This window comes from Clostridium gallinarum (assembly GCF_014836325.1).
GTDB lineage: Bacteria > Bacillota > Clostridia > Clostridiales > Clostridiaceae > Clostridium > Clostridium gallinarum.
Genome location: NZ_JACSQZ010000069.1, coordinates 1 through 16236, shown reverse-complemented (window position 1 = coordinate 16236; position 16236 = coordinate 1). Strand labels below are relative to the sequence as shown.

General features: G+C 26.2%; 17 protein-coding genes. 14 read left to right on the top strand and 3 right to left on the bottom strand.

Going from position 1 to position 16236, the window contains the following annotated elements; all coding sequences use genetic code 11:
• A partial coding sequence (locus H9660_RS14075) for an IS1 family transposase (RefSeq protein WP_191751013.1) occupies positions 1-1033 on the bottom strand: 1033 nt, incomplete at its 3' end.
• A gap of 287 nt (positions 1034-1320) precedes the next feature.
• Between H9660_RS14075 and H9660_RS14070 the strand changes: the two genes are divergently transcribed.
• The 7 genes from H9660_RS14070 (at position 1321) to H9660_RS14040 (ending at position 6973) form a co-directional block, all read left to right on the top strand.
• Positions 1321-3075 (top strand): ABC transporter ATP-binding protein/permease, encoded by a 1755-nt coding sequence (locus H9660_RS14070; RefSeq protein ID WP_191751012.1) that lies wholly within the window; start codon positions 1321-1323, stop codon positions 3073-3075.
• A gap of 1 nt (position 3076) precedes the next feature.
• On the top strand, positions 3077-4741 hold the full coding sequence (gene cydC / locus H9660_RS14065) for a thiol reductant ABC exporter subunit CydC (RefSeq protein WP_191751011.1): 1665 nt from the start codon (positions 3077-3079) through the stop codon (positions 4739-4741).
• Between the two features lie 84 nt (positions 4742-4825).
• The gene (locus tag H9660_RS14060) at positions 4826-5116 is read left to right on the top strand and encodes a nitrous oxide-stimulated promoter family protein (RefSeq protein ID WP_191751010.1); all 291 of its coding nucleotides are present in this window, start codon (positions 4826-4828) and stop codon (positions 5114-5116) included.
• A 46-nt stretch (positions 5117-5162) separates the two neighbouring features.
• On the top strand, positions 5163-5573 hold the full coding sequence (locus tag H9660_RS14055; protein WP_191751009.1) for a YbaN family protein: 411 nt from the start codon (positions 5163-5165) through the stop codon (positions 5571-5573).
• An 11-nt stretch (positions 5574-5584) separates the two neighbouring features.
• Positions 5585-5905 (top strand): hypothetical protein, encoded by a 321-nt coding sequence (locus tag H9660_RS14050; protein WP_191751008.1) that lies wholly within the window; start codon positions 5585-5587, stop codon positions 5903-5905.
• Between the two features lie 92 nt (positions 5906-5997).
• Positions 5998-6231 (top strand): glutaredoxin domain-containing protein, encoded by a 234-nt coding sequence (locus tag H9660_RS14045; RefSeq protein WP_191751007.1) that lies wholly within the window; start codon positions 5998-6000, stop codon positions 6229-6231.
• Positions 6232-6316: 85 nt separating this feature from the next.
• On the top strand, positions 6317-6973 hold the full coding sequence (locus tag H9660_RS14040; RefSeq protein WP_191751006.1) for a Crp/Fnr family transcriptional regulator: 657 nt from the start codon (positions 6317-6319) through the stop codon (positions 6971-6973).
• A gap of 151 nt (positions 6974-7124) precedes the next feature.
• Here the strand turns inward: H9660_RS14040 and H9660_RS14035 are convergent, their stop codons facing one another.
• The gene (locus H9660_RS14035) at positions 7125-8096 is read right to left on the bottom strand and encodes a methyl-accepting chemotaxis protein (RefSeq protein WP_191751005.1); all 972 of its coding nucleotides are present in this window, start codon (positions 8094-8096) and stop codon (positions 7125-7127) included.
• Position 8097: 1 nt separating this feature from the next.
• Complete coding sequence (locus tag H9660_RS14030) at positions 8098-8811, bottom strand: DUF2225 domain-containing protein (RefSeq protein WP_191751004.1); 714 nt, start codon at positions 8809-8811, stop codon at positions 8098-8100.
• A 152-nt stretch (positions 8812-8963) separates the two neighbouring features.
• On the opposite strand from H9660_RS14030, the gene yjbM reads away from it, so the two are divergent.
• The 7 genes from yjbM to H9660_RS16390 form a co-directional block, all read left to right on the top strand.
• The gene (gene yjbM / locus H9660_RS14025; protein WP_191751003.1) at positions 8964-9755 is read left to right on the top strand and encodes a GTP diphosphokinase; all 792 of its coding nucleotides are present in this window, start codon (positions 8964-8966) and stop codon (positions 9753-9755) included.
• Positions 9756-10002: 247 nt separating this feature from the next.
• Positions 10003-10938 carry an ABC transporter permease gene (locus H9660_RS14020; protein ID WP_191751002.1) on the top strand — a complete coding sequence of 312 codons (936 nt, stop codon included), beginning with the start codon at positions 10003-10005 and terminating at the stop codon, positions 10936-10938.
• Positions 10938-11891 (top strand): iron chelate uptake ABC transporter family permease subunit, encoded by a 954-nt coding sequence (locus H9660_RS14015; protein ID WP_191751001.1) that lies wholly within the window; start codon positions 10938-10940, stop codon positions 11889-11891. The genes H9660_RS14020 and H9660_RS14015 overlap by 1 nt, the downstream gene beginning before the upstream one ends.
• Positions 11888-12643, top strand: a complete 756-nt coding sequence (locus H9660_RS14010; RefSeq protein ID WP_191751000.1) for an iron ABC transporter ATP-binding protein — start codon at positions 11888-11890, stop codon at positions 12641-12643. The genes H9660_RS14015 and H9660_RS14010 overlap by 4 nt, the downstream gene beginning before the upstream one ends.
• Positions 12644-12730: 87 nt before the next feature.
• Positions 12731-13690: a siderophore ABC transporter substrate-binding protein gene (locus tag H9660_RS14005; protein ID WP_191750999.1), complete on the top strand. Its 960-nt coding sequence runs from the start codon at positions 12731-12733 to the stop codon at positions 13688-13690.
• A 226-nt stretch (positions 13691-13916) separates the two neighbouring features.
• A complete protein-coding gene (locus tag H9660_RS14000; RefSeq protein ID WP_191750998.1) occupies positions 13917-15848 on the top strand; it encodes a putative bifunctional diguanylate cyclase/phosphodiesterase in 1932 nt (643 codons plus the stop codon).
• 221 nt (positions 15849-16069) lie between these two features.
• Positions 16070-16236, top strand: a 167-nt coding sequence (locus tag H9660_RS16390; RefSeq protein ID WP_341479555.1) for a rubredoxin-like domain-containing protein, incomplete at its 3' end; no start/stop codon positions are given.

Here is a 16236-nt window from a genome sequence, read left to right as displayed (position 1 = left end):
ATCTAATAGATTCAAATAATAAATTATAATTGGACAAATCCTTTGTTCTTATAAAAGAAAAATCTTTTAAAAATTCTTTAAAAAAAGAAATTTGGTTTAAAGAATAAGTTTTATAATTGTTTTTGAATTCAATAATATGCCAATTCAAATAATTTTCTAAATATTTAGTAGCTACACCTCTAAATCTCATAAGCCATCTTTTTATTTTTAATGAAAAACTATGAATAAATAAACATTTATAAGGTAGAGTTGAGTTTAAATTTTTGATATCATTTATATGATTTTTATTAAAAAAATTATTATCAGTATCTATTTTGTTGGCTATTTTTAAAATAATATCTTCTTTTATAGGTAAAATAGCTGAATTATGTTTCTTTGAGAAAATTTCAAAATATCTATCATTATATGAAGATAATATAGCATTTTTATCTATATTATATGAAAAATGCATATCTATAGACTTTAATGAAATTGTATATCTACCAATAACTTTAGATAAAAGAGTTTTGTTAGTATCCATGGCACAAGCAATAAATACCTTGTCTTTTCTATAATTACTAGATTTTTTATCACCTTTAAAATTTTCTTTAATCATTATTTTACTTACTTCTACATAATTTTTTAAGACATTATAGTAATTTTTATTTTGTGTAAATAAAATTTTATGTCTCCAATAAAAAGAAGTAGCTAAATTTATATTTAGTAGTGTTGCACACTCTCTAAGTGACTTTCCATTATTCATAAGTATAAAGTATCTTATCCAAAGATCAGAGGATTTCTTTGAATGGCTAAAAAGAGTTTTGGTTTTTTGTGAAAAAGTTTTTTTACAGTTTTTATTTAAGCATTTAAATCTTTGAAGACCTTTGTATTTTCCATATTTAATAATATCTTTACAATTACAATTAGGGCAATAATCTATTTTCCTATCTTTTAATAGGTCAGTAATAGTTAAATTATTAGTATATTTATTAACGATATTGAAGCTATGTTTATAAAAATTTTCATCTATTTCTGGTAAATCATATAAATACATATATAAATATTCTCCTTAAACAATCTGATATATTTTAAGAGTATTGTCTTAAAAGAATGTTTATAAACAAGAAAAATAAAGTTACCAACAATATTTTAAAACACAGGCATATATACTTTAGATATATATGTTTGTGTATAGATAAGAATTAAGGCTTTATAAAATGAAAATATAAAAATAATTAATTTTTTAACATTTATCTATTGAAAATTAATATCAATTAGGGTATACTGTCAATTGTTACCATATGAAAATGAATATCAGTATTATATAAGGGGGAAGATATTATGATGATTAATAAAAGGCTAATAAATTTATGTAGCCAATCCAAGAAATATATAGCTCTTACTATATTAGCAAATTGGATATCGATAATATGTAATATTGTTACTATTATATTAGTCGGACAATTTATTAATAGAGTTTATACCGGAGGGATAATTAATTTAACTTTAGGAGATATTTTAAAACCTGGAGTTGTGATAATTGGACTTTTAATTATAAGATTTATTTGCAACATATTGTATGCTAAATTTTCTAATTTAGCTTCATCTGAGGCAAGAACAACTTTAAGAGAACTTGTGTATAAAAAGTTGCTTAAATTAGGTACTGGTTATAGTAGTGTTGAAAGTACATCATCTATAGTTCAAGTAATGGTGGAAGGAGTAGAACAATTAGAAATCTATTTTGGTAAATACTTACCGCAGTTTTTCTATTCATTATTAGTTCCAGTTACATTATTTATATTTATGAGCTTTATATCATTTAAAGCAGCCCTTGTATTTATACTTTGTGTACCGCTTATTCCAATTTCAATAATTGCAATAATGAAAATAGCAAAGAGAATATTAAAGGATTATTGGAAAAGTTATTCTGATTTAGGTGGAAGCTTCTTAGAAAATCTTCAAGGACTTACAACATTAAAGGTATTTGATATTGATGAAGAAAGACATCAAAAAATGAATGTTGAAGCAGAAAAGTTTAGAAAAATAACAATGAAAGTTTTAAGTATGCAGTTAAATTCTATTACAATAATGGATTTAGTTGCATTTGGTGGTGCAGCAGCAGGAACTATAGTTGCTTTAATTCAATTAAAAAATGGAGATTTACTACCAGGAAGTTTACTTATAATAATACTTTTATCTTCAGAATTTTTTATTCCACTAAGACTTTTAGGTTCATATTTCCATATAGCAATGAATGGAATGGCAGCATCTGATAGAATTTTTGGGATCCTAGATGCAGAGGAAAGACAAAAAGAAGTTGATGAAGAAATAAAAGAAATTAAAGAAGATATAAATATAAAACTTGAAAATGTTACATTTAGTTATGATGGTGAAAGAGAAGTATTAAAGAATATTAATATGGATATTACACCTAAGGGAATAGTTGCAATAGTAGGGGAAAGTGGTTCTGGTAAGAGTACTATAGCATCTATAATATTAAATAATTACAAAGTTAATAATGGAAAAGTTTTATTAAATAATATAGATATTGAAAAACTTAATTCTAATCTTATATATGAAAACATAGGTTTAATATCTACTAATAGTTATATTTTTAATGGAAGTATATTAGATAACCTTTTAGTAGGAAATAAGAAAGCTACAGATAAAGAAATTAATGAAGCATTAAAAGTTGCAAGATTAGATAGTTTTGTAGAAGGATTAAAGGATAAATTAAATACTAATGTAGGAGAAGGTGGAAGTGCCTTATCTGGAGGACAAAAGCAAAGATTAGCTTTAGCTAGAGCAATACTTGCAAATAGAAAGATGATAATATTTGATGAAGCTACTTCAAATATAGATGTTGAAAGTGAAGAGGCTATCTGGGAAGCTATATATGATCTTTCTAAGGATAAAACTATATTAGTAATATCTCATAGATTAGCTAATGTTAAAGAAGCTAAAAATATATATGTTATGAATAAGGGAGAATTAGTAGAAGAAGGAACTCATGATGAGTTAATGAATGCTAAAGGATATTATCATAACATGGTAAATAAACAAAATGAATTAGAAGAAATTAGGGAGGTTTGCTAATATGAAAAGAAGATCAGGCTTCCAAATAATGAAGAGATTAATAGTAGAATTAAAACCACTGGCACCTATAATGTTAATTACAATATCTATGGGAGTATTAGGATTTTTAGCTGCTATTTCAATAGCTGCTTTTGGAGCTGTTGCTCTTGGTGCCTTTATTGGAGATATAACTTTTATAAGTTTTAAAGGCGCTTTAATAGTAATGGCTGTAGCTGCAGTATTAAGAGGATTCTTAAGATATGGTGAACAATTATCAGGACACTATATAGCTTTTAAGATTTTATATATTTTAAGAGATAAGATTTTCACAGTTTTAAGAAAACTTGCCCCAGCTAAATTAGAAGGAAAAGAAAAAGGTAATTTAATAGCTTTAATAACTTCAGATATTGAGCTTTTAGAAGTATTTTATGCTCATACAATAGCTCCAATATCTATAGCAATAATAACAAATAGTATCATAGCTATAATATTATTTTTAATTAATCCAATTTTCGGAGTTATAGCTGCTATATTCTATATAATAGTAGGGTTTGTAATACCATATGCTTCTTCAAGTTTTGCAAAAGAATCAGGAGTTAACTATAGAAATATCTTTGGGGAAAGTAATAACTATGTTTTAGATTCTTTAAGAGGATTAAAAGAAATATTATTATATAAAAATGGTGAAGAGAGACTTAAGAAGATAAATGAAAATTCTAGAAGATTAAATAAAAGTTTAGATAAGATAAAGGATCATGAAGGAATAATAAGAGCTACAACAGATATAACAATAATGATAGCTATATTAACATTTGTTGTACTTGGAGTAAGTAAGTTCTTAAATGGAGAAATAGCATTTACAACTGCTATAGTTGCTATTGTAATAATAGCATCATCTTTTGGGCCAGTAGTTGCTTTAAGTAATTTATCTAATACATTGCTTCAAACTTTTGCTTGTGCGGAAAGAATATTTGAACTTTTAGATGAAAATCCACAAGTAGAAGAAGTTGTAGGTATGAATGATACACTTTGCAGAGATATAACTTATAATAATGTAACATTCTCTTATCCAAATAGAAAAGAAAAGATATTTGAAAATGCTAGTTTAAACATTAAAAAGGGAGAAAAAATTGCATTAATAGGGGAAAGTGGAATTGGTAAGAGTACATTTATTAAGCTGATAATGAGATTTTGGGATGTTAATTCAGGGGATATAAAATTAGATAATATAAATATTAAAGAAGTTAATACTAAATCTTTAAGAAGTACTCAAAGATTAGTTAGCCAAGAAACCTATCTTTTCAATGAATCTATACTGGAGAACATTAAGATAGGAAATAAGGATGCTACTGAGGAAGAAGTTGTTGAGGCTGCTAAAAAGGCATCTATACATGACTTTATATTAACTTTACCTAAGGGTTATGAAACTAAAGTTTCCGAACTTGGTGGAAATCTTTCTTCAGGAGAAAAGCAAAGAATTGGATTAGCTAGAGCATTCTTAAAAGATAGTGAAGTACTTATATTAGATGAACCAACTAGTAATTTAGATGCTTTAAATGAAGGGGAAATATTAAAGTCTATAAATGAAAATTGTAAGGATAAGACTATAATACTTATTTCACATAGAAAATCTACAACAGCTATATGTGATAAAGTTTATAAATTAGAGAATAAAAAAATAGTATAAGTTTAATAAAGAGGATGATGAATCCTCTTTATTAAGAGTTATTATTGATAATGATTATCAAAATCTGGTGGGGAGCGTAGTTATATGACTAAAATAGAAAGAGAAAAAAGAACAATTGAGCTTATGATAAAGATTTATTGCAAAAAGAAACACAAAAATAATGAATTATGTGGTGAGTGTCAGGAGTTATTAGAATATGCACATAAGAGACTTAGCTTTTGTAAATTTGGAGAAGAAAAAAGCACTTGTGGCAAATGTCCAATACATTGTTACAAAAAGGATATGAAGGAAAAGGTTAAGAAGGTCATGAGATTTTCAGGCCCAAGACTACTTATTTATAATCCAATTGAGCTATTTAGGCATATGACTTACTAACAAGTAAATTTTAATAATATGAAATTTAAGGATAGGGGAAATTACTATGAAATCTATAAAAAAATATATTTATATAACAGTAGGCCTTATTTCTGTAGTACTAGGAGCAATAGGAGTTATACTTCCTATATTACCAACTACACCATTTTTACTATTAGCATCTTATTGTTTTGCAAAAGGTTCAGATAAATTTAATAATTGGTTTATCAATACAAAATTATATAAAAAGCATTTAGAATCCTTTGTTAAAGAAAGAGCTATGACATTAAGGGAGAAAATTTGCCTTTTAGCTTTTGCAGATTTTATGCTAGCTTTTCCACTAATTATTTTAGATAGTATTTTTATGAAATGTTTTATAGTGGTTTTAATTTTATTTAAATTCTATTACTTTATTTTTAGAATTAAGACTATTACAAAAGAAGAAAAAGAATTAATGAAATTTAAAAAAGAAGTTTAATTGGAGGATCTATGGAAAGAATATCATCAAATTTATTTATGTTAGCACTATTAATTTATTATATACCAAAACTTTTTAAGCTTAAGAAGTTTAATTTTAGAAAGGCACATATAATCATTGGAAGTTTATCTGTAATAGCTATGTGTTTAGCATTAGTACAAAAGATAGGGCAAGAAGATTTTATAAAATATATTGGTTTCACTTTAATTATGATTGCTATTGGAGTTACAGGATATTTTTTGATGGGAAAAAGAGGATTGGTAAGGAAATTGCATATTGCTAGTACTATAGGGTTCTTCATATATCTATTTACAGTTGTAGCTATTTTATAATAAATTATCTTTTGTGACTTTGTTACAGTCAAATAAGAAAGAGAGGAATATACTTATATCATAGAAAGATTTATGATATGGAGGAATTCAAAATGAATAATATAAAAGTTTATACAACAAATACTTGCCCATGGTGTACAAAGGTAAAAAATTATTTAAGGAGCAAAAATTTAAATTATGAAGAAGTAAATGTAGGGTTAAATAGAGCAGCAGCTGTGGAAATGGTAAATAAAAGTGGACAAATGGGGGTACCAGTTTTAGATATCGATGGAAATATAGTTGTTGGATTTGATAAAAGTAGAATAGACTCATTACTAGATTTATAAATTTAATATTTTTAATCAGTTGATTATTAAAAAAAGTAAGGCTAAAATTAAAGTAGTTTTACTTTTTTTCATTTTAGGGGGGAATATGAATTTAGAACATGAATTATTGAAAAATTATCCTTTCTTAAGGGATTTAGATAGAGAAATATTAGATTTGTTTTTAAGTAGAATAATTTTAAGTAATTATGAGGTAGGGGATAAGGTTTTTAGAAATAATGTAAGTTGCATAGGGTTGTCATTTATATTAGAAGGAAAACTTAGAATTTATAAGCTTGGTGATGATGGAAAAGAAATAACTCTTTATAGAATTGGTAAGGGAGATAGTTGTTTTAATACTATTTTATGTGCATTAACTGATTCAGATGAAAAATCCTTTGCTGATGTAGAAGAAAATGCTACAATAGCTATTTTGCCTATGGATTTATTTAAAAAGTACTTACTTAATAATAATATATTTTTGAAATATATATTTAAAAATTTATATAATAAATTTGAAAGTGTAGTAGCAGGATTAGAAAAAGTAACCTTTAATAGTATTGAAAATAGGATTATTGACTATTTTAATAAAAAATTACGAGAAAATAATGGTGTAAAAATAATATATACAACTCATGAAAAGATAGCAGCAGATATAGGTTCATCTAGAGAAGTAGTAAGCAGAAGTTTGAAGGTTTTAGAAAAAAGAGGGGCGCTAGAATTAGGAAGAGGAAAGATAAAGATAAAAGATTGGATTTATAATTAAAGAAACGGATAGGAAAGTATAAAAAGTTATGCCTTATTATTAACTATTTATACTTTCCTTCCTTCAGTTTGGAAGTGTTAAAGTATCATAGCAAGGTGACTTGGAGCTGTAAGGCGGACCCTGGATATGATACTTTAACACTTTTCTATTATTAATTAAGCTTATTATTTAGGTAATAGATTGAAGTATTTAACTCTTCAAGATTTCTAGTTTGTAAATCCATATTTGCAGCAATTTCTTCTGAAAGTGCTGAATGTTCTTGGGACAAAGTACTTACTTTATCAATTGTAGCTAATACATTGTCTTTTTCGCTAGAGGCAGTAGTTAGATTATCTATACAACTATCTATTTCTTTAATGGATTCACTAATTGAAGACTTTATATTATTAAGACTACCCTTAGTGCTTTGAAGAGTTTTTTGTTGATTATCAACAGCAACTCCACCAGTTTCCATAGCTTTTGAAGCATCTAATATATCAGTTTTAATATCATCTAAAATTTTAGTTATACTTTCAACTGATTGCTTAGAATTTTCAGCTAACTTTCTAACTTCACCTGCAACTACTGAAAAACCCTTACCAGCTTCTCCAGCTCTTGCAGCTTCTATAGCAGCATTTAAAGAAAGCAAGTTTGTTTGGTTGGCTATTTGACTAATAGAGTCAGTAATAGTATTTACAGACTCAAGTTTAGATACTAGAGAGTTTACAGTTGTACTAACTGTTTTAAAAGCTTGTTGCAAAGCAGCTAATGAATGATCTAAATCAGTAAAGGTGTTTAACCCTTCATCTGCTACTTTATCAGTATCTAATACAGAAATTTGAACATTAGTAATATTATATGCTAATTGTTCCATACGATTATTAAAGCTTTCTAATATGTTCCTAGCACTGTTAATTTCTTCGGCTTGAGTTAAACTTGCACTTGTTAAAGAGGATAAAGAACTATTAACATCTTGGATAGCAGTAGATATATTAGAACTACTATCAGTTAACTTAACCATTTCATTTTTTAAATTCTTATTAGTAGCTTCTTTTTCAATAATTTCAGTAACAGAAATATCATCTACTATATTTTCTTTAGTAAATGATTTTTCTTTTATATTTTTTCTAGAAAATAACCCCATTTTAATACCTCCTAATTTTATCTTTTCCATCTCGAGCCATTTCTTTTATTTTTTGAGATGCACCTATAGATGTAATAACCTCAGAAAAATATCTTAAAGTTGCTTGATCTTCTCCAATTCTTCTATTTAGTTCTCCAATAAGAAATAAAAGTGAAAATTTATCTAATCCATAAATAGGAATATTTTCGTTTGTATATGTATCATTAAAAGCAATTAAGGCTTGACTTAAAAAATTATTTTCGTTAATTTTATCAGATAGTAATCTAAACATCCAAGCTATTTTAAGGCAAAGCATTGCTTTAGTACTTGATTTACTTTGGATTACTAAGGCAGTAAGTAATGCTAATTTATATCTTTCTATGGCAACATTTTCATTGAAGGGAATAGGATAATCTCTATTAATCCATTTAGAAGTAATGTTTTCTTTAACTAAATTAATTTGAAAATTTCTTATTTTTTCAAAGTCAGTTTTTAAAGCGGCATAACCACAATTAGGGCATAGCCAAACTTCATAAAAATAAGGATTTTCTACTAAATATCTGATAAAAAAATCTGAATCCTTTGAGGCAATTCTTGATGCATTAATCTTAACTGTTTGAGTTTTAAAAATATTATTACAAACTGGACAAGTAACTCGTTTTAGAAATATGTTTTTATTATTAATATTATCGACTTGATTTATTAAATCTTTATGATTGTGTAAGGTCTTTATCATATTTAATCACCCCGTAATCCCACATGTATTAAATTATAACATAATAAAGAAAAATATATATAACAAATTATTTTATTAGATAAGAATTTGATTACACATTATTAGTTTTTTGATATAATAAATAGGGTGAAGTTTGAAAAGGGTGATAAAAGATGGTAATTCATGACTGGAAAAGTTTTTTTATGCCTTATGAACAGGCAGTAGATGAGCTTAAAGTTAAGCTTAGAAGCATAAGAAAAGAATATAGAAAGAAAAATGAATACTCACCTATAGAGTTTGTTACAGGTAGAGTGAAAGAAATTTCAAGTCTTTTAGAAAAAGCAAATAAATTTGGTATCCCAGTAAATAGACTTCAATATGAAATTGAGGATATAGCTGGAATAAGAATAATGTGTCAATTTGTAGATGATATAGATAAGGTAGTAGAAATAATAAGATGCAGAAAAGATATGCAGATTCTTTACGAAAAAGATTATGTAAGTGGAGTAAAGGAAAGTGGATATAGAAGCTACCATATAATAATAAAATATCCTGTAAATATGGCAGAAGGACAAAAAGATATTTTAGCTGAATTTCAAATAAGAACTTTAGCAATGAATTTTTGGGCTACTATTGAACATTCTTTAAATTATAAGTATAAAAAGCAATTACCAGATATGGTAAGAGAAAAATTAAAAAAAGCAGCAGATGCAGCTTTTGAATTAGATGAACTTATGTTAGATATTAAAGACGAAATTAAGGATGCACAGAAATTATTTGAAATTAAATCAGATATTATTACGAATATAATGCATAATATACTAAGTTTAAGATCTTTAGGGAAAAATGCAGAGGCTAGCAGATTTGAAGGTTCTCTAAATAAGCTAGTAGAAGATGGAGAAATTAATGAATTAAATAATTTATTAATACTAGTAAAGAAAGAAGTTAATAGGTATAAAGATTAAAATTAAATTGAATTATAGATAGAAACTATATAATGTTTCCTTTGATAGTCTAGTGACGGAATAGGAAGTTATGTAGTTTCTTTCTTTTTATATAGTTTTATAAATAAAAAAAGAAAGAAACTACATGAAAAAATATATCTAATAAAAAATAGAATATATTGCTAAAAAAAATATTGACAATGATAATCTATATCAACTATAATTGAATTCAGTTGATATAGATTATCAAATGACAGGGGTGGATTGTATGGCTAGAAAATCTTTATGGATTATAACTATATTACTTTCAATAATTTCAATCTTTGTAGGAGTAATAGATATAAATTTATTTAATTTAACATCAGATGATTTACAGGTTCTTATGATAAGTAGGTTGCCACGATTAATAAGTATATTAGTAGCTGGAGTTGGTATGAGTATAAGTGGTGTTATTATGCAACAAATAAGTAATAACAAGTTTATTTCGCCAAGTACTGCAGCAACTGTAGATTCAGCTCAGCTTGGAGTTTTGATGTCAATGATAATATTTACTTCCGCAAGTATATTTCAAAAAATGATGTTAGCATTTATTTTTTCAGTTGCTGGAACTTTTATATTTATGACTATACTTAAGAAAATAAAAATAAAAAATGTAATATTTATACCATTAGTAGGTATTATGTTTGGAAATGTAATAGGATCTATAACAAGTTTCTTTGCATATAGATTCAATTTAACACAAAGTATGGGAGCACTTTTACAAGGAAGTTTTTCAACTATATTAAAAGGAAACTATGAAATTCTATATTTAAGTATTCCATTAGTTATAATAGCTTTTTCATATGTACATAAATTTACTTTAGCAGGTATGGGAGAAGAAATGTCAGTAAGTCTTGGGCTTAACTACAAAAGGGTTACTAACTTAGGAGTAATAATAGTTGCATTAATTTCTTCGTTAGTTGTAATAACAGTAGGTAGTTTGCCTTTTGTTGGACTAGTTATACCTAACATAGTTTCTATATGGAAAGGCGATAACTTAAAGAAAAATATGCCATTAGTTGCACTTTTAGGAGCAAGTTTTGTATTAGTTTGTGACATAATTAGTAGAATTATAATAGCACCTTATGAAATTCCTATTAATTTAACTATAGGTGTTATAGGAGCTGTAATATTCCTTTATTTAATATTTAGGAGGAATAATTAATGAGTAAGAATAAAAAACAAATAATAATAATGTCAATTATAGCAATAGCCTTTTTAACTCTTTATGTAGTATGGGGGTTAACAGCTAAAAATTATAGATTTAATTTATCATTAAGAATTCCTAAGGTATTAGGTATTTTAATAGCAGGTGGAACTATTTCAGTAGCCTCTATACTGTTTCAAACAATAACTAACAACAGAATTATAACACCAAGTGTTATAGGTTTGGATTCATTATATAGTTTGGTTCAAACAGTTGTTGTATTTGTGTTTGGATCAACATCAATTTTTATGGTAAATAAAACAATTAACTTTTTAATGTCAGGAACATTGATGGTTCTTTTATCCATGATTTTATTTAAAGTAGTTCTTAAGAAGGGTGAAAATAATATATTCTTTTTACTTTTAGTTGGAACAGTAGTAGGAACATTATTTAGAAGTATGTCATCATTTATGCAGGTTTTAATAGATCCAAATGAATTTGATGCACTTCAAACAAAATTATATGCTTCCTTTAGCTTAGTTAATACAAAAATAATAGTAGTTTCAATTTTAATACTTATAATAATAGCTTTTGTATTGTTTAGAAGTTTTAATAATTTAGATGTTATGTCATTAGGGCGAGAGCAAGCTATAAATTTAGGAGTTAATTATGATAAATTTAGCAAAAAAATATTGATAATTGTAGCTATATTAGTTTCATTATCAACAGCTTTAGTTGGACCAATAACTTTCTTAGGTATATTAGTTGTTAACTTAACCTATGAAATAACAAAAACTTATAAACATTCAGTTCTTCTTATAGTTGGTACACTTATAAGTATAATAGCTTTAGTAGGTGGACAATTCCTAGTAGAGAGAGTATTTGTATTCAACACAACTATAAGTATAATAATAAACTTTATTGGTGGAATTTACTTTATAAATCTATTATTAAGGGAGAGTAAGCTATGATAGAAATAAAAAATATAAATAAAAGCTATGGAAATAAGAAGGTTGTAGATAATGTTTCATTTAACATAGAAGAAGGAAAGATTACTTCTTTTATAGGTCCAAATGGTGCTGGAAAGAGTACAGTACTATCTATTATATCAAGGCTTATGGATGCAGATTCAGGAGAAGTATATATAGATGGAAAAGAAATAAAGGAATGGAATTCAAAAGAATTATCAAAGAAGCTTTCTATATTAAAGCAAAGTAATAGTTTAAATATAAGATTAACTATTAGAGAGCTTGTATCCTTTGGAAGATTTCCTTATTGTGAAGGGAAGCTAAAAAAAGAAGATGAAAAGATAGTTGATAATGCTTTAGAATACATGAAGCTTACAGATATTCAAAATAAATATCTAGATGAGTTAAGTGGAGGACAAAGACAAAGAGCATACATAGCCATGATAGTAGCTCAAGATACAGATTACATTCTTTTAGATGAACCATTAAACAACTTAGATATGAAGCATTCAGCAGAGATGATGAAAATGCTAAGACAAATGGTTAATGATCTTGGTAAAACTATAATAATTGTTATACATGATATAAACTTTGCATCTTGTTATTCAGATAATATAGTTGCATTAAAGGATGGAAAGCTAGTAAATAATACAACAACAGAAGAGATGATAACAGAAACTAATTTAAGTAAATTATATGATATGAATTTTAATATCAGAGAAGTAAATAATCAAAAGATTTGTGTTTATTTCTAAGATATTTAAATAAAAAATATAGAATTTTTATAAATCAAATTATTATTAACTATCTCTATGATAGTAAAAAAAATGGAGGAATAAATAATGAAGAAAAAAATTATAGCTATATTAGGTATGGTTATGGCATTATCAGTAGGGGTTATGGGATGTACTAGTAATAGTGCAGGAACAGATAATAACGTAGCAGTACAAGAGGAAAATAAAAAAGTTGTTGTAACGGATAGAATGGGTGACATCGAAGTTCCTGTTAATCCAGAAAATGTTGTAGTTTTAGATTATGGTTCATTAGATATAATGTCAAAATTAGGAGTTGAACCTGTTGCATTACCAAAAGGTTCATTACCAGATTATTTATCACAATATGAGGATGAAAAATATATTGATTTAGGTTCATTAAAAGAATTTGATTTAGAAAAAGTAAATGCAGCTGAACCAGACCTTATTATAATAGAAGGTAGACAAGAATCATATTATGAAGATTTAAAGAAAATTGCTCCAGTTTTATACTTAGGTACAGTTGATAATGATATCTTTGCATCAGCTGAAAATAATGCAACGATTTTAGGTAAAATATTTGAAAAAGAAGATGGTGTTACTGCTGAATTACAAAGTTTAAATAATAGAGTTGAAGCTATAAAGGCTAAAGTAGAAGAAAATAATTCAACAGCTTTAATGGCAATGTTTAATGAAGGTTCATTATCAGCTTATGGTTTAGGATCAAGATATGATATGCTTTATAGTAAATTTGGATTTAAAGTAATAGATGAGTCAATAGAATCAGCAAAGCATGGTCAAGAAATTTCATTTGAATATATTAAAGAAAAGAATCCTGATTACTTATTTGTTTTAGATAGAGGTGCTATAACAGGAGCTCAAGCATCTGTTATAGAGGCTATGGAAAATGAATTAGTAAAAACAACAAAAGCTTATGAAAATGGAAATATAGTATATGTTGATCCACAAGCATGGTATGTTGGAGGAAGTGGATTAATGGCAATAGATACTATAATTTCAAATGTTGAAGCAGCTATTGGAATAAAATAACAATTAATGTGAGAATAGAAAGTGCTTTTAAAAGGAAAAATTTAAGTCTAAAATAGAAACATAATTTTAAATTTTATATAAGGAGCTGTTTAAAACAGTTCCTTATTTTGTGTATTAAAAGTGATTTGTATAGTAGAATTATGAGGTAAATAATATTGCATTTTTATACTAATAATAGTAAAATAAAGTATATTTTTAGTATAACAAAAGTATTAGGAGAATAGATATGGAATGGAATATAATGCCAGAGTTTTGTGCGTTAATAATATTAATTATTGTATGGATGTATGAAAAAAAGGGGAATAATATTCCAAGCTTTAAGAATAGAGTTTTTAAATTATGCCTTATGACAACTTTTATGGGTATTTCAAGTAATATTATTTCAACTATTATGATTGAGCATTACAAAGAATTACCTATATGGGCTACTTGGATAGTAACTACTATTTATTTTATATTTATACCTTTAATGGGAATGATTTATTTTTATTATGTAGTAGCAAGTATTTATATAAAATATAAAGAAATAAAAAATGTTTTACTTATCGCAAGTATACCTACGTTTTTTTACTTTATAGCTATTATATTTAACTTTTTCACAAAATTAATTTTTGATATTTCACCAGAGAAGGGATATGTAAGAGGAGAATTAATTGGAGTTACATATTTGATTTTTTACTTTTATTGTCTTGCAATTGTTTTTTTAGTAGCATATAAGTACAAAAAAATAGAGCAAAAAACTATAAGAATTTTATTAATGTTTCCTATGTTGTCAACTTTAATTGTAATTATTCAGCAAACTCATAAATATATTATTTTATCAGGATTTTCAGCGAGTTGTGCACTTTTAATTGTTTATTTATATTTACAAAATAAGCAAATTTATATTGATTATCTAACTAAAATTCCTAATCGAGGACAGTTACTTAATATGTTAGATTTTCAATTACAGAGTGGAAAGAAAAAAGAAAAGATTGCGTTGATAGTTATATCTCTTAGAGAGTTTAAAATTATAAATGATAGATATGGTCAACAAATAGGGGATATCTTTTTACAAGAAATAAGTAAATTATTATGTAAAATTAGTCCGAAAGAAAGTGTATATAGATTTAATGGTGATGAATTTGCAGTATTACTATCAGGAGAATCTTATACCAATATAGAGCAGTATGTTAATCAAGTTCAAGAAGAAATGAATAAAATGTGGAGAATAGGTGAGTATAGCACTTATTTATCTATAGCTATTGGAATAGTTAGATGTAGCAGTGATAATAGAACTGTAGAATCAATAATTCAATCTGTAGAATATGCTGTAGCAATGGCTAAGAAGAAAAAAAATAATTATATTTGTTTCTTTGATGATAAAGTTCTAAAAGAAATGAAAAGAAAGAAAATAATTGCTGAAATACTAAGAGAAAAGCTTAAAGAAGAAAGTTTTGAAATGTATTATCAACCTATTTATGATGTAGAAACGAAAAAGTTCTTATATCTAGAATCACTAATTAGAATTAATGATTCTCCAATTGGGCCTATTTATCCAAATGAGTTTATTCCGATTGCAGAAGAAACAGGTATTATTATTGAAATGACTTATGTAATTTTAGACAAGGTTTGTAAGTTTATAAAATCTGTTATAGATAATAAGATTCCAATTAGATGTGTTCATGTGAATTTTTCTCCACTTCAATTTTCTCAAATGGATTTGGAAGAAAGAGTTATAGAAATTATTAAGAAAAATGGAATTCCAAGTAATACTATAAAAATAGAGTTTACAGAAAGTGCACTAGCTGATAGTACAGAATCTGTTATTAAGTTTTCTAAAGAAATGAAAAAGCATGGTATAAAAATGGGATTAGATGATTTTGGGACTGGCTATTCGAATGTATCTACAGTTATGAGTATTCCTTTCCATACAGTAAAGCTAGATAAAAGCTTAGTATGGATGGCCATGAAGAGTGAAGGAGCTGCTATAATGTTTAAAAATATTATAGGTGCGTTTAAAGGTATAGGAATGCAATTAGTAGCAGAAGGTATAGAAACAGAAGAGCAAAAGAAAGCTGTTATTGATTTTGGAGTAGAGCAAATTCAAGGTTATTATTTTTCAAAGCCACTACCAAGGGAAGAAGCATTACAGTTTTTAAAAGAAAATAGCAAATAATAAATAGAATGGAAGGGGTATAAATTAAATTTATATTCCCTTTATTATTTAGGGAATTATATTTCTTTTTTTATTTAGTTGTTAATAAAGATATGAAAAGTATAAAAAAATTTATTTTATACTTTACAACGGATAATTATTATTATATAATAATACATGTCAAAGGGATTTGATATGTATTAAGTAAAGAAAATAAATGTATATAAATAGGAGGATTAAATATGAAGAAATTTGTTTGTACAGTATGTGGATACGTTCATGAAGGAGATATGGCACCAGAAGTTTGCCCAATATGTAAAGTTGGAGCTGACAAGTTCATGGAACAAACTGGAGATTTAAAATGGGCTGATGAGCACAGAGTAGGAGTTGCTAAAGATGTAGATCCAAG